Origin of the sequence: Marinitoga sp. 1137 (assembly GCF_001941525.1) — a bacterium.
GTDB lineage: Bacteria > Thermotogota > Thermotogae > Petrotogales > Petrotogaceae > Marinitoga > Marinitoga piezophila.
Genome location: NZ_CP009471.1, coordinates 1,514,855 through 1,538,095 on the forward strand (window position 1 = coordinate 1,514,855; position 23,241 = coordinate 1,538,095).

13 protein-coding genes, 1 tRNA gene and 3 rRNA genes are annotated in these 23,241 nt (G+C 34.7%); 13 read left to right on the plus strand and 4 right to left on the minus strand.

Going from position 1 to position 23,241, the window contains the following annotated elements:
- Positions 1-11 precede the first annotated feature (11 nt).
- Both LN42_RS07280 and ruvC read right to left on the minus strand, forming a co-directional pair.
- Positions 12-1,022 (minus strand): rod shape-determining protein, encoded by a 1,011-nt coding sequence (locus LN42_RS07280; RefSeq protein WP_014296875.1) that lies wholly within the window; start codon positions 1,020-1,022, stop codon positions 12-14.
- Positions 1,023-1,069: 47 nt separating this feature from the next.
- The gene (gene ruvC / locus LN42_RS07285) at positions 1,070-1,543 is read right to left on the minus strand and encodes a crossover junction endodeoxyribonuclease RuvC (RefSeq protein ID WP_014296876.1); all 474 of its coding nucleotides are present in this window, start codon (positions 1,541-1,543) and stop codon (positions 1,070-1,072) included.
- A 187-nt stretch (positions 1,544-1,730) separates the two neighbouring features.
- Between ruvC and LN42_RS07290 the strand changes: the two genes are divergently transcribed.
- The 5 genes from LN42_RS07290 (at position 1,731) to prfB (ending at position 8,586) form a co-directional block, all read left to right on the plus strand.
- Positions 1,731-2,201 carry a hypothetical protein gene (locus LN42_RS07290; RefSeq protein ID WP_014296877.1) on the plus strand — a complete coding sequence of 157 codons (471 nt, stop codon included), beginning with the start codon at positions 1,731-1,733 and terminating at the stop codon, positions 2,199-2,201.
- Positions 2,202-2,221: 20 nt separating this feature from the next.
- Positions 2,222-3,562: a hypothetical protein gene (locus tag LN42_RS07295; protein ID WP_014296878.1), complete on the plus strand. Its 1,341-nt coding sequence runs from the start codon at positions 2,222-2,224 to the stop codon at positions 3,560-3,562.
- A 110-nt stretch (positions 3,563-3,672) separates the two neighbouring features.
- Positions 3,673-5,013: a hypothetical protein gene (locus LN42_RS07300; protein WP_041638554.1), complete on the plus strand. Its 1,341-nt coding sequence runs from the start codon at positions 3,673-3,675 to the stop codon at positions 5,011-5,013.
- An 8-nt stretch (positions 5,014-5,021) separates the two neighbouring features.
- Positions 5,022-7,472 carry a preprotein translocase subunit SecA gene (gene secA / locus LN42_RS07305; protein ID WP_075780643.1) on the plus strand — a complete coding sequence of 817 codons (2,451 nt, stop codon included), beginning with the start codon at positions 5,022-5,024 and terminating at the stop codon, positions 7,470-7,472.
- A gap of 7 nt (positions 7,473-7,479) precedes the next feature.
- Entirely contained in the window at positions 7,480-8,586 is a 1,107-nt protein-coding gene (gene prfB / locus LN42_RS07310; protein ID WP_014296881.1) for a peptide chain release factor 2, read from the plus strand.
- A gap of 35 nt (positions 8,587-8,621) precedes the next feature.
- Here the strand turns inward: prfB and LN42_RS07315 are convergent, their stop codons facing one another.
- Both LN42_RS07315 and pgeF read right to left on the minus strand, forming a co-directional pair.
- Positions 8,622-9,992, minus strand: coding sequence for an MATE family efflux transporter (locus LN42_RS07315; protein ID WP_014296882.1), 1,371 nt, complete (start codon positions 9,990-9,992; stop codon positions 8,622-8,624).
- 56 nt (positions 9,993-10,048) lie between these two features.
- On the minus strand, positions 10,049-10,816 hold the full coding sequence (pgeF, locus tag LN42_RS07320; protein ID WP_014296883.1) for a peptidoglycan editing factor PgeF: 768 nt from the start codon (positions 10,814-10,816) through the stop codon (positions 10,049-10,051).
- A 916-nt stretch (positions 10,817-11,732) separates the two neighbouring features.
- On the opposite strand from pgeF, the gene LN42_RS07325 reads away from it, so the two are divergent.
- From LN42_RS07325 to rrf, 8 genes are all read left to right on the plus strand, one after another.
- A complete protein-coding gene (locus tag LN42_RS07325) occupies positions 11,733-13,466 on the plus strand; it encodes an NAD+ synthase (RefSeq protein WP_014296884.1) in 1,734 nt (577 codons plus the stop codon).
- 4 nt (positions 13,467-13,470) lie between these two features.
- Complete coding sequence (locus LN42_RS07330) at positions 13,471-14,178, plus strand: hypothetical protein (protein ID WP_075780644.1); 708 nt, start codon at positions 13,471-13,473, stop codon at positions 14,176-14,178.
- 6 nt (positions 14,179-14,184) lie between these two features.
- Entirely contained in the window at positions 14,185-17,076 is a 2,892-nt protein-coding gene (locus tag LN42_RS07335; RefSeq protein ID WP_014296886.1) for an N-6 DNA methylase, read from the plus strand.
- A 16-nt stretch (positions 17,077-17,092) separates the two neighbouring features.
- A complete protein-coding gene (locus tag LN42_RS07340; protein ID WP_014296887.1) occupies positions 17,093-18,118 on the plus strand; it encodes a TrkA family potassium uptake protein in 1,026 nt (341 codons plus the stop codon).
- Between the two features lie 229 nt (positions 18,119-18,347).
- Positions 18,348-19,888, plus strand: a 16S ribosomal RNA gene (locus LN42_RS07345).
- 49 nt (positions 19,889-19,937) lie between these two features.
- Positions 19,938-20,014, plus strand: a tRNA-Ile gene (locus tag LN42_RS07350).
- A gap of 30 nt (positions 20,015-20,044) precedes the next feature.
- Positions 20,045-22,963, plus strand: a 23S ribosomal RNA gene (locus LN42_RS07355).
- Between the two features lie 34 nt (positions 22,964-22,997).
- Positions 22,998-23,111, plus strand: a 5S ribosomal RNA gene (rrf, locus tag LN42_RS07360).
- Together the 16S, 23S and 5S rRNA genes with 1 tRNA gene alongside form the textbook arrangement of a ribosomal RNA operon.
- Positions 23,112-23,241: the final 130 nt, after the last annotated feature.

Consider the following 23,241-nt stretch of genomic DNA (forward strand, 5'->3'; position numbering starts at 1 on the left):
TCTATTCATAATTATTTATGAAGTTTTGAAAGATTATCCAGTATTTTAACCTTATCCAACACCATTCCCGCACCTCTGGCAACAGCAGTAAGCGGATCTTCAGCAACAACAACATTAATTTTTGTTTCATGCTCAATAAGTTCTTTAAGTCCTTTTAATAAAGCACCACCACCTGAAAGGTAAATACCTTTCATAACAATATCTGTTAATAATTCAGGTGGAGTTTCTTCTACAGTTAATTTTATCTGTTCTACAATTTTTGATACAGGATTGCTTATAGCTTCCCTGATTTCATAGCCTTTTAATACAATATTTCTTGGTAATCCTGATAAAATATCCCTTCCTATAATTTCAACTTCTTCATTATCGTATTCGTCATTTGGCCAGGTATTTCCAATTTTTTTCTTGATTCTTTCAGCGGTTCTTTCTCCGATAAGAAGTCCGCTTTTTTCTTTTACATAATTTATTATTGCTTCATCTAATTCATCTCCAGCAATTCTAACGGATTTTGATAGAACAATACTTCCAAGGGAAATTACAGCAATTTCTGTTGTTCCACCGCCTATATCTACAACCATATTACCGGAAGCTTCTTCAACATTTAATCCTACACCAATAGCAGTTGCCATAGCTTCTTCTATAAGAAAAGCTTTTCCAGCACCAGCGTCCAGTGTAGCCTTATGTAAAGCATTTCTTTCAACCTCTGTTGCATCTGTTGGAATACCAACAACAACTATGGGTTTTAAAAATGTAAATGAACCAACAGAAGCATCTATGAAATATTTTAACATTGCAAGTGCTGTATTGTAATCAGCAATAACACCATCTTTCAAAGGCCTTATGGCAATAATATTTGCAGGTGTTTTTCCTATCATTTTTTTTGCTTCTTTTCCAACAGTTAAGATTTCCCTTGTATCCTTTTCTATAGCAATAACAGATGGTTCGTTAACAACAATTCCCTTTCCTTTTACATAGACCAATGTATTTGCAGTTCCTAAATCTATTCCTATATTAGCTCTCATTTTATTTCCTCCCGAAATTCATGTTTTTAATATTATATCATATTTTCTTAAAAACGTCTATAATTTCCGTGACAAAAGGCAATTGCAATGGCATCTGCTGCATCATCAGGGGTTGGTGTTTTTTTTAGGTTAAATATTGTTTTTAACATTCTCTGTATCTGTCCTTTTTCAGCACGTCCATAACCGGTTATTGCCTGTTTTACCTGATAAGGTGTATATTCTGCAATAACTAATCCAGCCTGTTGCAGAGTTAGCAGTATTACACCGCGTGCTTCGCCAACCTGAATGGCAGTTTTTACATTTTTAAAGAAAAAAAGACTTTCAACAGCAGCTTCATCAGGATTATATTTATTTATTAACTCATTCATTTTTTCATATATTTCCAGTAATCTTTTGTTTAAATCTGCATTTTTATCTGTTTCTATTACTCCAAAGTCTATTAGTTTAAAGGTGTTTCCAATCTTATCAATAACTCCAAAACCAATCCTTCCATATCCAGGATCTATTCCTAATATTCTCATATTCTACTCCTTTAAATATAATATTTTTTCATTCAGATTATAACATAAAATCAATTATTTTTATTTAATTTGCTTTAATTCAAGAATAAGAGTATAATCATAATACATACATTAAAAAAATATTCAAATATTATTAACTTAAATATAGTGGCATCGCATAATAAAATAAAGGAAATGAGGTGTATTTATGAAAAAAATGGTATTTATGTTATTGGTTATAGGTGTTTTTTCAGGGATTATGTTAGGTTTTGAAATCTCAGGAAGTTATTTAAAAGAATTGTCTGGATATGAAAGAGCTTTTGTGGGTGGAAGTGTAACTATTGGTGATAAGGATATATTTGGATTGGAAATAGGTGTTTTTTCCCCGGAGGATATTATAAATACAGGTGAAATAACATATCTGCAACCAACTATCTTTTTTTTAGTCCAGATTCCAACTAAAAGAATAAAGGTATTTTCGGGAATAAGTCCAATTATTCAATATTACAATGGAGAATTTTCAATTTATTCCTATACAATGTATCTTACAAAAGCAGGAATTTCAATATATTTAGGGCCTTTTGTTATTACAGGTGGTGTTAATACAGTTTTTGACCTGTCATTTCAACAGACATTTGGAATATTTGGAGTATATGGTGAATTTGGACTAAGATTTTAAAATTAATGGAGGGAAAAATTATGAAAAGAAAAATAATTATTATAATAGGTTTAATAACCATATTTTTGTTTTTTTCATGTCAAAAAGTTGATCCGATAATGGAAAATGGAGATGTTGATGGATATGCAAATTTAAGTGATAATGTGGATAATAGCAATATTAAAGTATCAATAGAAGGTTTAGAGGCAACAGGAAATGGATTTAGTCCAGTTGATACTATAAGTACCTTAAATAAAACTAAAACAATTGAAGATGGTTATTTTTCATTGGAGAATATTCCAGAAGGGAAATATATAATAAAGGCCGAAAAGGATGGGTATTTTCCAACAAAAAAATTTATAGATATAAAAAATAATGAAAAAACGACTTTAGGAGCATCTCTGGTGTTATATCCGTTAGGAGATTATGGTACTTTAAATGGAAAAGTTAAATATATTGATAAATCAGACCAAACAGGTATTTTGTTAGAAATTAGAACGCCAGAAGGAGAACCTTTGCCCGGGATGTACACATTTTCAGACAAAAATGGAAACTATTCATTTGATTTTGTTCCTGTGGGTAATTATATAGTGTATGCAAGAGATGTCGAAGAAAACTCTGAATATTCGGCAGATGCAGCACCAATTGTTATAGAAAACGGAAAAAATACAGTGGCACCGGATTTGATATTACGTAAAGCGGCAAAACATGTTGTTATTTTTAAAGATGTAGATGCCTGGTCAGAACCAAGTGCTGTTACGGATATTTTAGATAATATAGGTTTCTCTGAAGGTAGTGGTATAAAACAATATGAAATAAAAAGTTCTGAAGATATTAATAATTTAAATTCATTTGATTCAAGTTGGGCTATAATTATCGAGGGTGATCAGACAGGTAATTTTTATGATATATATAAAACCAATATGGATAAATTTAATACTTTTGTAAGTAATGGTGGAACGTTATTCTGGATTGCCTGCGACAATGGCTGGAATGGAGGAGATTTTACAGGAACTCTTCCTGGCGGTGTAACCTGGAGAGATTATTATGATAGTTATAATGAAATAACAAATAGAACACATCCATTATTGGCAGGCTTTCCTGAAGAATCTTTAGTGGGTAATTATGCAAGTCACGGAGGTTTTGATAATTTAAGTTCGGCAGATATAATTAACCCTGTGGTATTTATAAAAGAATATTCTACAAATGAAAAATATCCAACATATATTGAATATAGATATGGAAATGGAAGGGTAATCGCTTCGACTTCTCCTCTGGAATATTATATTGGAAATTTAGCAGGGGATAGCGAATGGTATATTTTATTACTTAAGCGATCAATAGAATATACCTTTAACCTGCCCCTTACCCCAGTTGAATAAAAAATAAAATAAAATAAAAACAAAGCCGTCAGGCTTTGTTTTTATTTTATACTTTTATATCAAAAATTTTTTTGATATAATTGATTTATCAAAATTTAGAGGTGATTGTGTTGAAGAAAATCCTGATAATTATATTGATTTTTATTAATATAACCATATTTTCAATAGGGTTTGATATATCTTTTTACTGGAAATCTCCTGGAAGATTTTATTCCAGCGTATATCAGAATATACCATTTTTTAGATATTTGTATTCTAAAGAAGGTGCGGGACAGGAACAATTATATTCTTTTCTGGAAAAAAATATAGATAAAAGTCTTAAAAATGATGTTTTAAAGTTTATTAATTCGGATTTTTTATTTTTAACCAATGATACATTATCTCTGGAGAATATGTTCTGGATAATTCCTATACAGGATAGTATTAAATTTATATCTAATTTTAATGGATATATAATAACAGATTATAATGATATAGAAAAATTAATTTATTTGATAAAAAATCTTTTTAGTTATGAGGTAGAATATAATAATGGAAAATATAATATAAAACAGTTAAATTTAAAATTCCAATTAATAGCAGATCATATAATATTTTATAATGGAAAAGCAATAGACTTAACAGAAATTTTTGGGCTTTTAGATTATTTTAACGAGTTAAAATTACAGGTAACCACAAATGTATATATCCATTTTAAAAATCACAAATTTAATTTTTTTGTTGAACCTTTGCAGGAAAAATATATTCAAAAATATCCGGATACTTCTGAGGGAACAGTAACAGTTCAATATGAAAATAAAAATATCATATTTAATATTGATACAAATTTCAAAGTATTAAAAAGTACCTCGCTGAAAAAAGATTATAAAATTTTTGGTGATTCTGTTGTATATTTAAATATAGAAAAAAAAGAAAATATTTTAAATATCGCAAAGAGAATTTTTACACCAGATGACGATTATTCGCTTAATGTATTAAGATATATTCTTGAAAGCGTAAAAAATGTAGATTCAGTATATATAAGCGAATATTTTTCGAGAAAGGGTGATGGGATATCCATAATTATACCAGGTGAAGTTAACGTCGAAAAATTGGAAGAAAAATTTTCTCATTGGAACATCAAAAGTAAAAAATTGGGGAATTATACTTATTATACTATTTATTATAAAAATATTGGAGATCCGGTATATCTTTATTTAAACGAAAAACAGTTAATTATATCTTCAAATTCTCCATCTTTAATGAAATATATTATAGTAAGTTCTAAAAAGATATCAAATTTAGGAGTATTTAAAAATATTGATAATCTGGAAAATAATGTATTATATTTCTGGTATATAAATATAAATTCTTTTTTCGAGGAGTATATAGGCGATTCAGTTCCCGGTGAAGTTTTAATTTTAAATTCTGAAGAGGATAATAGATTTAAAGAGTTAATAATATTAAGGTAGGTGAAAGGATGAGTATTTTATCAAAAATATTTGATAAAAATAAAAGAACATTAAACAGATATAGAAAAACGGTGGAAAAAATAAATAAAATAGAACCGGAATATGAGAAATTATCAGATGAAGCGTTAAAGGCAAAAACTGAAGAATTTAAAAAGAGATTGGAAAATGGAGAAACGCTTGATGATTTATTAGTTGAAGCGTTTGCTACAGTAAGGGAAACGTCTAAAAGAGTATTAAATATGAGGCATTTTGATGTGCAATTAATGGGTGGTATTGCTCTACACGAAGGAAATATAGCAGAAATGAAAACAGGTGAAGGTAAGACTCTTGTTGCCACGCTTGCTGTTTATTTAAATGCATTAACAGGAAAAGGAGTACATCTTGCCACGCATAATGATTATCTTGCTAAAAGGGATGCTCAATGGATGGGGCCAATATATGAATTTCTTGGTCTCAGCGTAGGTTTTATTCAGGCAGGAATGGAGACAGCCGATAGAAAAAAAGCTTATCAATGCGATATTACATATGGAACAGCAAATGAATTTGGTTTTGATTATTTGAGGGATAATCTTGTATATGATCTTGAAGATAAAGTTCAAAGAGGACATCATTATGCAATAGTTGACGAAGCAGATAGTATTTTAATTGATGAAGCCAGAACACCGCTTATTATTTCAGGTCCTTCTGATACACCTTCACATTTATATACAAAATTTGCAGGAATTGCAAGAAAGTTGAAAAAAGACGAAGATTTTACCTTAGATGAAAAGGGTAAAGCGGTAATATTAACCGATGAAGGTATATCAAAACTTGAAAAGATGCTGGGAATTGATAACCTTTATGATCCAAAAAATATACACTTTTTATTCCATACATTAAATGCATTAAAAGCTTTATATTACTTTAGAAGAGATAAAGATTATATAATTCAGGATGGAGAAGTTATTATTGTTGATGAATTTACAGGAAGGCTTATGCATGGAAGACGTTATAGTGAAGGGCTTCATCAGGCAATTGAAGCAAAAGAAGGTGTAAAGGTTAAAGAAGAATCATTAACCTATGCAACAATTACATTCCAGAACTATTTTAGAATGTATGAAAAACTTGCTGGTATGACAGGTACTGCAAAAACAGAAGAAGATGAATTTAAACAGATATACAACTGTGATGTTGTGGTTATTCCAACAAATAAACCTGTTATAAGAAAGGATCAAAATGATTTAATATTTAGAACACAAAAGGAAAAATGGAATGCAGTTGTTTCTGAAATAAAAGAACGATATAAAAAAGGGCAACCAATACTCGTTGGTACAACGTCAATTGAAACAAGTGAATTGCTCAGTAGCATGTTGAAAAAAGAAGGAATACCACATAATGTATTAAATGCGAAGTATCACGAAAAAGAAGCAGAAATAGTTGCACAAGCCGGTCAAAAAGGAATGATTACCATTGCAACAAATATGGCAGGTAGGGGTACAGATATAAAACTCGGTGAAGGTGTTGTAGAGCTTGGTGGTTTATATGTAATTGGTACTGAAAGGCATGAAAGTAGAAGGATTGATAATCAGCTCATAGGTAGGTCTGGAAGGCAGGGAGATCCTGGAGAATCAAGATTCTTCCTTTCATTTGAAGATGATCTATTAAGACTCTTTGGTGGTGAAAAGTTAAAGAGTATAATGGGTGCTTTAAAGATACAGGATGGAGAGCCTATAGAGCATGGATTGCTTAGTAAAATAATAAAAGATGCTCAAAAAAGGGTAGAAGGAATACATTTTTCCATAAGAAAAAGATTATTTGAATTGGATTCTATAATGGATTATCAGCGTTCTTCTATATATGCTCATAGGGATTGGATTTTATCTCAGGGTGATTATGATGATCACCTAAAGGAAATATTTGAAGATGTTGTGGATAGAATAATTGAATCTTCAATAACTGATGAAGAAACTATAGATAAAGAAGAATTAAAGAAAAAACTATTATCATATGGAATAGTTGAAAATATAGAATTTGATACAGTTGAAGAATGCAAAGATAAAATCTTTAAAATATTATGGGATAAATACAAGTCCAAGAAAGAAGAATTTGGGGAAGACTTTAAGAAAATAGCTAAATTTATAATGTTAAGAATAATTGATGAAAGATGGAGAAAACATTTAGAAGCTATAGAACATTTAAAAGAGGCTGTAAGTTTAAGAGCCTATGGTCAAAAAGATCCTACAATGGAATTTAAGAAAGAATCGTATATTATGTTTGAGGAATTAATAAACAATATATATGATGATACAGTATCGTATCTATTAAGAATAGTAAAGGTAGATACTTCAAAAGAAGAGGAAGAAACAAAGAAGAAGATACATCAATTAAACTTTGTGCATAATGATGGTAGCGTTATTAATAGAGAAGAAAAAAGAAAGCAAAATAAAAAATCCCACAAAAGAATTAGAGTGAAGAGGTGAAACGACGATGCTCGATTATGAAGTAAAAGTGAAAATAGACGAGCTTAAGGAGAAGTTTGAAAATCTAAAGAATCTTTTTAATATTGAAAAAACAACTGCTAGAATATCTGAATTAGAGAATAAAATGACAGATCCTGATTTCTGGAATGATCAAAAAAAGGCAGAAAAAATTTCTCGTGAATTGCAACATTTAAAACATGAAATGGAAGAGTTCAATAATTTATCTTCATTGTTTGATGATTTAGCGGTTGCTATAGAATTTGGCGAAGAGGATCCTTCAATGAAAGAACAGGCAATGGAGATATTAGGAGAGATAGAAAAAAAGGTTAAGGATTTTGAATTGGCAATGCTACTTTCTGGCAAATACGATTCAAACAATGTTTATCTTACAATTCATCCTGGTGCAGGTGGAACAGAATCTCAGGATTGGGCTGATATGTTGCTTAGAATGTATACCAGATGGGCAGAAAAAAACAATTACAAATTGGAAATTATAGACTATCTACCTGGTGATGAAGCAGGTATAAAAAGTGTAACTGTAAAAATTAGCGGTCCATTTGCATATGGTAAATTAAAATATGAGTCTGGTGTTCATAGGTTGGTAAGAGTTTCGCCATTTGATGCGGCAAATAGGAGACATACATCTTTTGCTTCTGTTTCTGTGACACCTGAAATAGATGAAGAAATAGATATTGAAATAAGGCCAGATGATTTGAAAATAGATACATATAGGGCTGGAGGTGCTGGTGGGCAGCACGTTAACAAGACAGACTCTGCAGTTAGAATTACTCATTTACCTACAGGTATTGTTGTTGCATGTCAAAATGAAAGATCGCAGCATCAAAATAAGGCAACAGCCATGCAGATTTTAAAGGCAAGATTATATGAATTGGAAATGCAGAAGAAAATGGAAGAAAAGATGAAATTAATGGGAGATGTTAAGGATATTTCATGGGGTAATCAAATTAGATCTTATGTGCTTTATCCATATAAAATGGTAAAGGATCATAGAACTAATTATGAAACATCAAATTCAGATGCGGTTTTAGATGGAGAACTTGACGGATTTATAGAAGCAGAACTTTTATACTTTGCACAATTGAATAAAGAATAATATAAAAAATGCCCGATTTTTTCGGGCATTTTGTTTTATATAATGCTTTTTCGCCAGTTTCCAAATTTAACGAAAAGCCATGCTAATATCATGGCAAGTATATTGCTTATAATCATAGCATAGAATAAACCTAAAAACCCCCATTTTTGAGACATTAAAGCAATGAGCGGTATTCTAATTCCCCATAATCTGGTAATATTTATTATCATTGACTGCCCTGTTTTTCCAGCGCCTACAAGGGTATTTACAAAAACACTCATAGATGCAAAAAACGGAAGTGAAAAAGAAACATACTTAAAGAATATGTCCCCTATTTTTATAACCTCAGGTTCATTTATAAAGAACTTTGTTAAATGACCGCCAAAGAAAAATGTAAATGTACTCAATACTGTAATTATTAAAAAGTTAGTTATAAAAGCAGTTTTTACAGTTTTTTCAGCATTTTCTATTTCATTAGCCCCTAAAAATTGACCAACCATTGTGGTAACAGCGGAGCCAATACCAAAGGAGATCATGGTTATTAAATTTATTATTCTGTTTCCTATTCCATAAGCGCTTACTATAACAGGTCCAAATGAAGATACAAATTTCATAATAACAGCAAATCCAATTGAAGTGATAGTATAACTTAAAGAACCCGGGAAACCTATAAATAATATTTTCTTTATAATCTCAATATCAGGTTTTAAATCTTCTATATTAATTTTAAATCCTCTTTCTCCCTTGAATACAAGGTAGGATGAAACAACACCTGTAATAAACCTTGAAATTGTTGTTGCCCATGCAGCACCAGCAACGCCCATTTCCGGTATTAACCAGAATCCAAATATAAATATAGGGTCAAGTATTATATTAATAATAGTAGAGTAGAACATCATGTGCATTGAAAATTTTGAATCGCCCCAACCTCTTAATATAGAAGAAGAAATATTAAATAAAAATCCAAATGGCATACCAATCATAATTATATTAAAATATCTTATGGCATATGGAATAACTTCAGCACTTTTTTCACCTGTTATTGCATGTATTATTTGATTTGAAAACAGAATCCCAATTGTGGACAGGATTAATCCAAGGATTATTGATACAACATAAGCCTGTCCCGCAGTTTTTTGTGACATCTTTTTATTTTTTGCGCCGGTATATTGCGAAACAAGGGTTACAGTAGCATTTGAAAATCCTATTGTAAAAGAAATAAATACAAATACCAGAGGCCATGTGATGGTGGTTGCTGAAAATTCTACTTTTCCTAACTTGCCAAGAAAATATGCATCAACTATGTTATATAGTGTTTGCATTAAATTGGAAACAATCATTGGCCATGACAATAAAAATAAAGAACTTAATATGGATCTCGAGAATATATCAACCCTGTGATTTTTTTTAATAGTAGCTTTAGACAATTTCAAAACCTCCAGACAAACAGTTAGTCTTACGAACTATTATATCAGAATAATTTTTATTTGTCAATTAATCCCATTATTGCAGCCATTCTTCCGGAGGTTTTTTCTTTTCTATATGAGAAAAACAAGTCTGCTCTTTTATATGTATCAAGATTAGAAGATTCAATATTATTTTCTGGAATCCCAGATTCAATAAGCTGGTATTTTATAGTCTTCCATATATCGATGTATATTTTGCCGGATTTTCTTATTATAATGTCGTTATAGTTAAATTCCTTTTCAAATAATGATTTTACATCGTCTTTTACTTCAAAGGATTCTGGTCCTATTGAGGGACCAATACCAACTAATATATCTGAAGGGTTGGAATTGAAATTAGTTACCATGGTGTTTATAGTTTTTTGTGCAATTCTTTTTAGGGTTCCTTTCCAGCCAGAATGAGCCAATGCGATTATTTCTTTTTTATAATCGTAGAAATATATTGGAGTGCAATCTGCATAATATGTAACTAAGAAGATGTTTTTTTCATTGGTTATTAATCCATCTATTTCTTTTATGGAATCACTATTTTGGGTTATTATTTTTATTTTATTGTCATGAACCTGATCTGAAAAGACTAAGTTTTCTGGAGGGATATTGAATATTCTGCACAGCGTTGAATAGTTGTTTTTTATTTGTATATCTGAATCTAATAGTCTTTTGTTGAGATTAAAATCATTGGTGTTTTTGTATATTCTTGTTGTGAATAGATGAAAGAGGTTGTTGAATTTTTCGAAATGAGAGAATGTAAGGAATTTAAGGCCTTCTTTTTCTTTTAATAACATATATAATCAGCTCCTTAATGCTATTTTTTACTATTATAATAGCATATTCCTACCGAGCGTTGCAAACTCACGGTTATGATTGTTCTTTTTGTGTTTGATTGAAAAAAATAAAAATAATGTTCATTCAAACGGCAAGAATTTCTAATCCTCGCTCCATTTGAAAATTCTTTGTGTTGGAAAAAATAAAAGCTTGTTCAGGCGACTTGAGTGCTGATCTTCGAAAATTGTTCGTTCTCAGGGGTCGTTGCAGACTCACATCCATGTTCGTCTTCACTCAAAATCACATCCGTGTGATTTTGACCCCTTCCACTCACAATTTTCTCAGGCACTCTGCGAGCCTTCACTCGCTTTTATTTTTTCCAACTATTCTGTAATCCCCGCTGCGGGAAATTCTTAGTCTTCGTTCATATTATTTTTCTACTTTCTATTATACAATCAGGCACTCTGCGAGCCTTCACTCGCTTTTATTTTTTCCAACTATCCTGTAATCCCCGCTTCGGGAAATTCTTAGTCTTCACTCATATTATTATTTCTATTTTCTTTATTAGATTATATTAAAATAAGTAAAACATAAAAGAAAATTGAATAAAAAGATGAACGAATGCTCGAAGATTGCCCGAAAAAACTGCAAATGAAGAGGGACAAAAAAAACAGGATGTTTTTTTGAGCGAAGCTTCCCCAGGGATGGGGAATCTGAGCGCCCCAGCGTATATGAGCAGTTTTTGAGGATTAGCAATCGAGTCGCATGAGTGAATCTTTTTATGAAGTTTTCTACAATAAATATTTTTAAGGAATTTTTGTTTTTTTATTTGGTTTGTGAAAAAGTGGAAGTTGTGATTTTTAAGTCTTTACTCATGAGTATTATAATGGTATAATAAAATTAATAAATTAAATAATTATAAAAGAGGTGTATGTTATGAGGTTGAGAATAGGATTGGCACAATTAAATGCCCATGTGGGAAATTTAAAAGGGAATCTTGATAAGGCTAAGAATGCTCTTGATATCGCACAGGAAAATAAGGCTGATATACTTGTTTTTCCAGAATTATTTCTTGTTGGTTATCCACCTGAAGATCTTGTTTTAAAAACAGGATTTTTAGACGACACAAAAAAATCACTAAATGATTTTATTTCATATTCTAAAGGTAAAGAAACAATTTCTGTAATTGGTAATCTTGATTTTGATGTGGATGCATATAATTCAGCATATGTTGTGTATAATGGAAAAGAATCAGCAAAGTATCATAAAATATATTTGCCAAATTATTCTGTTTTCGATGAGAAAAGATATTTTTCACCCGGGCATAGCCCTTTAATGATAGAACTTGAAAATAAATTAAAAATAGGGGTTACTGTTTGTGAAGATATATGGGTACCAAATGGTCCTGCTGTTGATCTTGCTGAAATGGGGGCACATGTAATAGTAAATATTTCAGCATCTCCATATACCAAAGGAAAACCAGAAAGTAGATTGGAAATGCTTAAAACAAGAGCAGCAGAATTATCTACATGGTTAGTATATGTAAACCTTGTTGGAGGTCAGGATGAAATAGTATTTGATGGCGGTAGCGTGGTAATAAATCCATTTGGGGAAGTTGTGCATTCATTACCATTATTTGAAGAAAAAATAGAGTTTATTGATATTGATCCTATTTCTTCAACAAGAGCTAATTTAAGAGAAGCTAAAAGAAGACATTTAATATATGAAAATCACAATGTTGAAGTTATTAAAATAAATAAAACAATAGAAAAGAAGGACAACGTTTATAAAGGAAACAAAAAGGTATTATTACTTGAAAGATATGAAGAGATATACAATGCTTTAAAACTTGGATTAAAAGATTATATTCATAAAAATGGTTTTAGCAAAGTGGTTTTAGGATTAAGTGGAGGTATGGATTCAGCATTTGTTGCAGCATTGGCAGCAGATGCATTGGGCGCTGAGAATGTTCTTGGCATTTTAATGCCTTCACAGTATTCTTCAAGAGGAAGTATAAAGGATTCATATGATCTTGCAAAAAATCTCGGTATAAAAACGCATACAATTCCAATTAGAAGAACATTTGAAAGTTTATTAAAAGAATTAGATGCAGCTTTTAGTGGATTACCAATGAATGTAGCTGAGGAAAATATTCAGGCAAGGATTAGAGGAACTATTGTTATGGCTTTTTCAAATAAATTTGGCCATATTGCCCTTGCAACTGGAAATAAAAGTGAAGTTGCAACAGGTTATGCAACATTATATGGAGATATGGCTGGTGGATTATCGCCAATAAAAGATGTATATAAAACCGAAGTATATAAGTTAGCGGAATATTTTAATAGAATAAAGGGAAGTTGGGTTATACCTGAAAATGTATTTATTAAAGCGCCATCAGCTGAATTGAGACCTGATCAAACAGATCAGGATAAATTACCACCATATGAGATATTAGATGCAATTCTTGAAAGGTATATTGAATATGAAATGAGTATAGATGAAATAACAGAAGATGGGTTTGATGTTGAAACTGTAAAGTACGTTGTTAAATTAGTTGATATTAATGAATATAAAAGACGTCAGGGAGCGCCTGGTATAAAAGTAACTCAAAGAGCATTTGGAAAGGATAGAAGAATGCCAATAACAAATGGATATAAGGTATGGTGGTAATAGAATGAGATTACCAAACAATGAAAAGAAAAAGAATTTTAAATCATTTTTATTTATATTTGGGATTTTATTTGCTGTATATTTTGTTATATGGTTTGTCTGGGATGAATTTGAATATGTAATTAATGAATTTACAATTTTACCTCATTTAAGATTGGCTAAAAAAGATTGGGATGAAATGTATTTTGATGAGGGGTATATAGAAACCAATGATGGTAATATTGAAATTATAAAAAGGGGCGATACCACTTTTTTAATAAAATATAAAAATCTGGAATTGGAAGAAAGAGGATTTAAATATTTTAATGTTAGATATATAGAAAATGGAGTATTACTATCTTTTCCGGCTTTTTATATTAGAGGAATAAAAAATATCTATTTTTATAATAATAAAATATATGAATTTTATAAAGTGCCTATTGATTTGATAGATTGTTATGATGAACTTTTTACAAAGTTTCTGCTTGGGCAATATAAAAAGATAAATGAAAATGATTTACCTGAAGAGTTAAAAAATGGTTTAAAAGAAAATGTAATTTATATCAGTTCTAAGTATACCAATTTCGTAATTGAAGATATTGAAAACATCTATAAAATAGATGATTATAAATACCTATTCGAAAAGGAAACAGAGCTTTTCAAAGAATATTATATTATAAATATAGAACATAAAAACTATATTTTGAGGATATATTTAGTGGAAAAAAGGTGAAATAGTATGTATAAAAACCTGAAAAACAGCGTTTTAGAATCAAAAAAAACGCTAAAGGAGTTTATTATTAAAAACATAGAAAATTTTAAAAAGGAAAATTTAATAATCAGGGAATTTTTAGCAAAGGATAATAATAAAGAAAAATTTATAAATGAAATAACCTTCAACATATTAAGTAAGATTATATCTTCAAAATTATTATATAAAAAAGGCATATTAAAAAATGCGTATGATTACAATGAATTAAAACGATATATACCAGAATTATTTGATGAATTATATAATATAAAAATTGAAGAAAAATTATTAAAAAAAATACATAATAATTTTAGTAGTGTAGAAGATTGGGATAAAGATGATATTCTGGGATGGGCATATCAATATTACAATCTTGATGAAAATATTCCGAAGATACATAAACAATCTCAATTTTATACACCTGAGTGGATAATAGAATATCTTGTTGACAATACATTGACAAAATATTATTGCGAAATCTATGATGATTCTGAAATAGCTAATAAATACAAAATACAATATAAGAAACAAGAAAGAGAAATAAAACTTGAAAATATAAAAATTATAGATCCCGCTTGTGGAAGCGGACATTTTTTAATAAAAGTATATAACCGCTTAAAAGAATTTTATGAAAAACAGGGATATAAGAAAGAAGAATATATAAAGTTTATACTGGAAAAAAATATTTATGGTATAGATATAGATGAAAAAGGTGTTGAAATAGCAAAGACAATTCTGAAAATAAAAGCACTGGAAGATGGATATATTAAACCAATAAATTTTAATATAGTTTCTACAAACTTTGATATTGTAAAAGAAGAAGATATTGAAGATATAGAGTTTAAGGAGATATTAAAATCTATAAAAAATGAAATTTCTGGATATAAAGAATTAGGGAGTTTAATAACTCTTTCAAAAGAAAATAGAGAAAAGATAATAAAAAAATATGAAAAATATTCATTATTTACAGAAAAAACAGTTTTAGAAAAACATTATGCAGAAAAAATGAAAAAATATTTGATAATATTATCTCTAAACTATGATATAGTTATATCCAATCCTCCTTATGCAGATTCTCATGATTATACGCCAGAATTGAGAAAACTTATAAGAGAAAGATACTTTGATTTTAGAAAAAACCTGTATTCGTGCTTTATAAAAAGAAATTATGATTTTTTAAGAGATGGCGGATTGCTTGGTATGATAACCCCACAAACCTTTATGTTTATTAGCAGTTATGAAGATTTAAGAAAGTTTATAATAAAAAATATGCATATAGAATCTCTTGTTCATTTTGGTCTTGGAGGCGTATTTGAAGATGCACTTGTTGATACCGCCATGTATATTCTTAGAAAAGAAAAAGGGAATAAAGAAAATAAAAGTTTATTTATAGATTTAAGGGATATAGATTATAACAAAAAGAAGGAAGTATTAGATAACATAATAAAAAAAGGAAAAGAAAGAAAATATATATATTATGAAAATCAAAACGAATTTAAAAAAATACCGGGCTATCCATTTGTATATTGGATAAATGAAGAAGTAAAAAAAATCTTTGAATATGAGAAATTAATAAATTTTGCTGATGTTAGGCAGGGAATTGCAACAGGTGACAATAAAAGATTTTTAAGATATCATTGGGAAGTTCCTCGTGAAGAGATAAGTTTTAACCACAAAAAAGATGGTAAAAAATGGGTTCCGTATGCAAAAGGAGGACCTTATAATAAATGGTATGGGAATTTATGGTGGGTAATAGCCTTTGATGAAGAGAATTATAAACTTTTAAAAAAAATGGGAAATCATTTACCTAACAGACAATACTATTTTAAATCAGGAATAACCTATTCTATGACAACATCAAAAGGGCCAACATTCAGATTATTACCTGAAAATTTTTTATTCGATTGTAAAGGAAGTAGCATATTTACTGATAATGAAAATTTTAAATTTGCATTACTGGGATTTTTAAATAGCAAATTAGCTTTTTATATATATAGATTTATAGCAGGAAGTGTAGATCTTGAAGTTGGAGATCTGAAAAATATTCCTATTGCTCCAGGATTATATAAAAATTCAAAAAAAGAAAAAATGCTCATTAAAGCTGTAAAATTAATAATAGCAATAAAAAAACAATTAATTGAAACATCTCCTCTTGAACTTCATTATATAGAATCACCTCTTCATTCAATAAAGGAAATGCAAAATTTTGAAAATAAAGTAATAAAATACACAAAGCAAAAATATTTGCTGGAATTATATATTACAATACTTGAAGGGTTTATAGAAAAAACAATCTTTCAAATATATGGAATAAAGAAAAAAACAATAGAAGAAATATTAAATCAAGAAGGTATTCCTGAAATATGGATTGGTCATATAGAAGATGAAATATCTTTTGATATTTCAATTTTAAAAAATAAGTATTTAAATGAATTCAATATAAAAGAGCAGGATATACTTATGCTTCAAAAAGAAATAAATAGATTCTTAAAAACAAGAAAAGATAAAAATAAAAAAATAGAAAGAAAAGAATTTGAAGAAGTTTATCTTTCTAAAAATAGAAAAAATAATGAAGGAAAAATAAAAAGACTTTCGAGGGTATTGAATACAAATCCATTAATAGTGTATAATAATATTAATAATCAATTAATATTAAAAGAAAAAGAATATATAAGAGAGCTTATATTCCTTGCCATAAATCATGAATATATAAAAGAAAAAGGGAATATTGAATATATAAAAGAAAAAATCAACAGTCTTGGAATTACAGAAGAAATACTAAAAAAATATTCGAAAATTAAAGATTTAGAAGAATATATTAGCGAAAAAATACTTTTAGATCAAAAAAAATATTTTAAAAAAAGAGTTCCGTATATATGAACATGGAGGGGAGGAAATGGAAGAATATAAGAAATTTTTCAGGCAAATAACAGTATCAATAGCAATTATAATGATAATATTTGTAATAGGGATAATAGGTTTTATGATACTTGAAAAGTGGAGTTTCTTTGATGCTTTTTATGTAACAGCAATAACCCTCTCCACAGTGGGATATGAAATGCCGTATAAAATATCCAATGTAACAAAGGTTTTTGATGCGTTGTTAATATTTTCAGGTATATCTGTAGTATTATATTTAATATCCTCTCTAACAGCGTTATTTGTAGAAGGAGACTTTAAAAAAATATTGGGGGTTTTGAAAATGATGAAAAGATTGGAAAATATTTCTGATCACTATATTGTTGTTGGTGGTGGAAAAACTGGAGAATATATAATTGATGATTTTATGAAAAACGGTGTTCCGCATGTAGTAATAGAAGATGATGAAAAAAAGATAGAAAAACTATTGTCTCGTGATGAATATAAAGATCTAAATTACATAATAGGAGATGCCAAAGAAGAAGATGTGCTAATCAAGGCAAATATATTTGATGCAAAAGGATTATTGCTTACATTACCAAGTGATATAGATAACCTGTATATTGCACTTACTGCGAAAACATTAAATCCAGCATTATATGTTGTTTCAAGAGCAAATGACGCAGAAGAATTAAGAAAATTATTATATGCCGGTGTAGATAATGTAATATTGCCACCTGAAATAACAGGAAAAAGAATGTCATCCATGGTGTTAAGACCTAATGTATTATCATTCTTCGAAAGTTTTCAGATGGATTTTGGAGAAAACTTCAATTTTGAAGAAGTAAAAATACCGGATAATAGCTGGATGATAGGAAAAAAATTAAGAGAATTGGAAATTCCTAAAAAAATAGATCTAGTTGTTATAGCAGTAAGAAATAATAGGAAAACACAGTTTAATCCGAAATCAGAGTTAGTTATAAAAAAAGGTGATTCGTTGGTTGTAATTGGTGATAAGGAAAAAATAGAAAAATTAAAACATTATGTTATAATGCAGGAATAAAGCTTATTATAGAAAACAAACAACGAAAAAAAGAAATCAATTCACTAACGCTTAACGAAATTAACAGATTTGTAAGTTGACAAATGGGAAGAAAGGTGGTAATATATATACTCGGACGCGGGTGAGAGCGTCTGGAAGAAAAAGAGAAGAGGAAGAGAAGCTCCTTGACAAGTGAACAGAGACACCCAGCGGAAGTAGATTCAAAGAGTTAAGATCGAACTCGAAATCTTGGATGGAGGGTTTGATCCTGGCTCAGGGCGAACGCTGGCGGCGTGCTTAACACATGCAAGTCGAACGAGGAGGCAGCCTTCGGGCTGTAGTACTAGTGGCGAACGGGTGAGTAACGCGTAGGAAGGTGTCCTCCAGACCGGGACAACCACTGGAAACGGTGGCTAATACCGGATGAGCCCGAGAGGGGAAAGCGAGCTAAGGCTTGGCTGGAGGAGCTGCCTGCGACCCATCAGGTAGTTGGTAGGGTAAAGGCCTACCAAGCCGACGACGGGTAGCCGGCGTGAGAGCGTGGCCGGCCACAGGGGCACTGAGACACGGGTCCCACTCCTACGGGAGGCAGCAGTGGGGAATATTGGACAATGGGGGGAACCCTGATCCAGCGACGCCGCGTGGAGGAAGAAGTCCTTCGGGACGTAAACTCCTGAACTTACCGAACAATAAGGATGGTAGGGAATGGCCATCTGATGAGGGTAGGTAAGGAAAAGCCCCGGCTAACTACGTGCCAGCAGCCGCGGTAATACGTAGGGGGCGAGCGTTGCCCGGAATCACTGGGCGTAAAGGGGGTGTAGGCGGTCTAATAAGTCAGATGTAAAAGGCCCTGGCTCAACCAGGGAAATGCGTCTGAAACTGTTAGACTTGAGGTTGCTAGAGGGAGACGGAATTACCTGTGTAGCGGTGAAATGCGTAGATACAGGTAAGAAGGCCGGTGGTGAAGACGGTCTCCTGGGGCAAACCTGACGCTGAGGCCCGAAAGCTAGGGGAGCAAACCGGATTAGATACCCGGGTAGTCCTAGCCGTAAACGATGCCCACTAGGTGTGAGCGGTAGTACCGTTCGTGCTGAAGCTAAGGCGATAAGTGGGCCGCCTGGGGAGTACGTCCGCAAGGATGAAACTCAAAGGAATTGACGGGGACCCGCACAAGCGGTGGAGCGTGTGGTTTAATTCGAAGCTAAGCGAAGGACCTTACCAGGGCTTGACATATAGGTGGTACTCTGCAGAGATGCAGGGGACCCGGTACTTCGGTACCGGGAGCCTATACAGGTGGTGCACGGCCGTCGTCAGCTCGTGCCGTGAGGTGTTGGGTTAAGTCCCGCAACGAGCGCAACCCTTGCCGTTAGTTGCCAGCACTTAGGGTGGGAACGCTAACGGGACAGCCGCCGACGAGGCGGAGGAAGGAGGGGATGACGTCAGGTAATCGTGCCCCTTATGTCCTGGGCGACACACGCGCTACAATGGTAGGGACAGAGGGCAGCGAGGCCGAGAGGTGGAGCGAATCCCAGAAACCCTACCCCAGTTCAGATTGCAGTCTGAAACCCGACTGCATGAAGCCGGAATCGCTAGTAATCGCAGGTCAGCCACACTGCGGTGAATACGTTCCCGGGTCTTGTACACACCGCCCGTCAAGCCACCCGAGTTGGAAACGCCCGAAGATGGTGAGGCTAACCGAAAGGAGGCCAGCTATCGAGGGTGGAGTCAGCGAGGGGGGCTAAGTCGTAACAAGGTAGGTGTACCGGAAGGTGCGCCTGGATCACCTCCTTTCTAAGGAGAAAAAAGGAATGGGTGTCTCTGTTCAGTAGTGAAGGAGTTTGGGCTCGTAGCTCAGGTGGTCAGAGCGCACGCCTGATAAGCGTGAGGTCGGTGGTTCGAGTCCACCCGGGCCCACCAGCTCATTGACAAGTGCATAGTGAAAGATAAGGTCAAGGTAAAAAGGGCTTACGGCGGATGCCTAGGCGACGGGAGGCGAAGAAGGACGTGGCAAGCTGCGAAAAGCCACGGGGAGCTGCAAGCGAGCGTAGATCCGTGGATGTCCGAATGGGGGAACCCAAAAGATCCCGAAAGGGAGGCGAACCCGGGGAAGGGAAACATCTTAGTACCCGGAGGAAAAGAAATCAAGAGAGATTCCCTGAGTAGTGGCGAGCGAAAGGGGAGGAGCCCAAACCATACTGGTGTAAAAGGGTGCTGCCGTTGCCAGTATGGGGTAGCGGGACATAATCGGAGCCGACAGCACGAGGCTCGGTCACGAAGCATGTATAGCCGAAATACCTGGGAAGGTATGCCGGAGAGGGTGAAAGCCCCGTAGGCGAAATACATGTGAGTGGCTGGATTATGATCCCAAGTAGCGTGGGACACGAGGAATCCTGCGTGAATCAGGGTGGACCACCATCCAAGGCTAAATACTACCCGTCGACCGATAGCGTAGAAGTACCGTGAGGGAAAGGTGAAAAGGACCCCGGGAGGGGAGTGAAAGAGAACCTGAAACCGTAAGCCTACAAGAAGTGGGAGCTCATAGGAGTGACCGCGTGCCTTTTGATTAATGTGCCCACGAATTGCATGTACTGGCGAGGTTAAGCCGGGAGAGGCGAAGCCGAAGTGAAAGCGAGCCTGAAGAGGGCGGATAGTCAGTATATGCAGACCCGAAGCCAGGTGAGCTATCCATGGGCAGGGTGAAGTTGCGGTGAAACGCAATGGAGGCCCGAACCGGTATGCAGTGAAACGCATTCGGATGACCTGTGGATAGGGGTGAAAAGCCAACCGAACCTGGTGATAGCTGGATCTCCCCGAAACGTGTGTAGGCACGGCCTCGTACAAGACTAACGGGGGTAGAGCACTGATAGGCGTAGGGGGGTAACCTCCGAAACTTGTCAAACTCCGAATACCGTTAGTTGATGTACGGGAGACAGACTGTGGGGGAAAAGCTCCATGGTCGAGAGGGAAACAGCCCAGACCGCCAGCTAAGGTCTCGAAGAGACGGCTAAGTGTGAAAGGTAGTGGACTGCCAGAGACAGCCGGGATGTTGGCTTAGAAGCAGCCATCATTAAAAGAGTGCGTAACAGCTCACCGGTTGAGGCGGACTGCGCCGAAAATGTAAGGAGGCTGAAGCCGTACGCCGAAGCTGCGGAATCTGCGGATTGGTAGGGGAGCATTGTGCAGTAGGGAGAAGGTAATTCGTGAGGATTACTGGACGAAGCACAAGAGCGGATGTGGGCATGAGTAACGAGAGGAGGGTGAGAATCCCTCCCCCCGAAAGCCCAAGGGTACCTGGGGAAGGGTCGTCCGCCCAGGGTAAGCCGGGACCTAAGGTGAATCCGAAAGGAGTAACCGATGGGAAACTGGTAAAGAATCCAGTGCCATGTATATACGAGATAAGAGGGGGGACGCAGAAGGCGAAGCCTCGTGAGCAAGTGGCACGCTCATCCAAGCGCAAAGGACAGAGAAGGTAGTAGGTAAATCCGCTACTGGAGTCTGAAGCGTGAAGGGGAGGACATAAGTCCAACGAGGTGGTAGCCCGGCTGCCAAGAAAAGCCTCGCTTATCGTTGAGTATATACATGCCCGTTCCGAAAACCGACACAGGTGGGTGAGCTGAGAAGGCTAAGGGGAGCAGGCTAACCTCCGCTAAGGAACTCGGCAAAATAGCCCCGTAACTTCGGGAGAAGGGGTGCTCCTTGGTGTGGGCAACTGCACCGGGGAGTCGCAGTGACAAGGCCCAGGCGACTGTTTACCAAAAACACAGGACTCTGCGAACTCGGAAAGAGGAAGTATAGGGTCTGACGCCTGCCCAGTGCCGGAAGGTTAAGGGGAGTTGTGAGAGCAACGAACCGAAGCCCCGGTAAACGGCGGCCGTAACTATAACGGTCCTAAGGTAGCGAAATTCCTTGTCGGGTAAGTTCCGACCTGCATGAATGGCGTAACGATTTGGGCACTGTCTCAGCGGAGGGCCTGGTGAAATTACAGACTGGGTGAAGATGCCCAGTACCCGCAGTTAGACGGAAAGACCCCGTGGAGTTTTACTGTAGCCTGACATTGTAACTTGTCATGTTGTGTACAGGATAGGTGGGAGGCAGAGAAACCTGCTCGCCAGGGTAGGTGGAGCCGCCGGTGGGATACCACCCTCAGCATGATGGGTTACTAACCATTGAGTGTGAAGAGCACTGATGGGACAGTGTTAGGTGGGCAGTTTGACTGGGGCGGTCGCCTCCTAAAGAGTAACGGAGGTGCGCGAAGGTAGGCTCATGTGGGTTGGAAATCCACAGGAGAGTGTAAAGGCAAAAGCCTGCCTGACTGCGAGACTGACAGGTCGAGCAGGGTGGAAACACGGTCTTAGTGACCCGGCGGATCCGAGTGGAAGGGCCGTCGATCAACGGATAAAAGTTACCCCGGGGATAACAGGCTTATCGCGCTCAAGAGTTCATATCGACGGCGCGGATTGGCACCTCGATGTCGACTCATCGCATCCTGGGGCTGAAGTAGGTCCCAAGGGTTGGGCTGTTCGCCCATTAAAGCGGTACGTGAGTTGGGTTCAGAACGTCGTGAGACAGTTCGGTCCCTATCTGCTGCGGGCGTAGGAAACTTGAGGGGGGTCACACCTAGTACGAGAGGACCGGTGTGAGGGTACCACTGGTAAATCAGCTGTTCCGCCAGGAGCAGGAGCTGAGTAGCCACGTACCTGACCGATAACCGCTGAAAGCATCTAAGCGGGAAACGGGCCCCGAGATGAGGTTTCCCACTCCATATGGAGGTAAGGGCAGTTCGAGACTAGGACGTAGATAGGCCGGAGGTGTAAGTACAGTGATGTATTGAGCCGACCGGTACTAATAGCCCGAGGCCTTGACCTTATTGAGTAACTATGCACATGTGAATGAGAGATTGAGGGGTGCAGATACCGGATATGGGAACACGCGGACCCATCCCGAACCCGACCGTTAAGCATATCCGGGCCGATGGTAGTATGGCTTGTCCATGCGAGAGTAGGTAGCGCCCCTCTTTTTATTTTTCCCCCAGTCTCATAGACTGGGGGTTTTTGTTTATGTTAAATTATATATTTTTTTAGACGATTTATTATTCGAATATGTATTTTTAACTAAAAATTTGTTATAATAGTATTATGAAGATA

What these genes read in the sequence shown, in the direction of transcription:
- LN42_RS07280 (WP_014296875.1), bottom strand. Translation starts at nt 1,022, where the DNA reads ATGAGAGCTAATATAGGAATAGATTTAGGAACTGCAAATACATTGGTC.
- ruvC (WP_014296876.1), bottom strand. Translation starts at nt 1,543, where the DNA reads ATGAGAATATTAGGAATAGATCCTGGATATGGAAGGATTGGTTTTGGA.
- LN42_RS07290 (WP_014296877.1), top strand. Translation starts at nt 1,731, where the DNA reads ATGAAAAAAATGGTATTTATGTTATTGGTTATAGGTGTTTTTTCAGGG.
- LN42_RS07295 (WP_014296878.1), top strand. Translation starts at nt 2,222, where the DNA reads ATGAAAAGAAAAATAATTATTATAATAGGTTTAATAACCATATTTTTG.
- secA (WP_075780643.1), top strand. Translation starts at nt 5,022, where the DNA reads ATGAGTATTTTATCAAAAATATTTGATAAAAATAAAAGAACATTAAAC.
- prfB (WP_014296881.1), top strand. Translation starts at nt 7,480, where the DNA reads ATGCTCGATTATGAAGTAAAAGTGAAAATAGACGAGCTTAAGGAGAAG.
- pgeF (WP_014296883.1), bottom strand. Translation starts at nt 10,816, where the DNA reads ATGTTATTAAAAGAAAAAGAAGGCCTTAAATTCCTTACATTCTCTCAT.
- LN42_RS07325 (WP_014296884.1), top strand. Translation starts at nt 11,733, where the DNA reads ATGAGGTTGAGAATAGGATTGGCACAATTAAATGCCCATGTGGGAAAT.
- LN42_RS07330 (WP_075780644.1), top strand. Translation starts at nt 13,471, where the DNA reads ATGAGATTACCAAACAATGAAAAGAAAAAGAATTTTAAATCATTTTTA.
- LN42_RS07335 (WP_014296886.1), top strand. Translation starts at nt 14,185, where the DNA reads ATGTATAAAAACCTGAAAAACAGCGTTTTAGAATCAAAAAAAACGCTA.
- LN42_RS07340 (WP_014296887.1), top strand. Translation starts at nt 17,093, where the DNA reads ATGGAAGAATATAAGAAATTTTTCAGGCAAATAACAGTATCAATAGCA.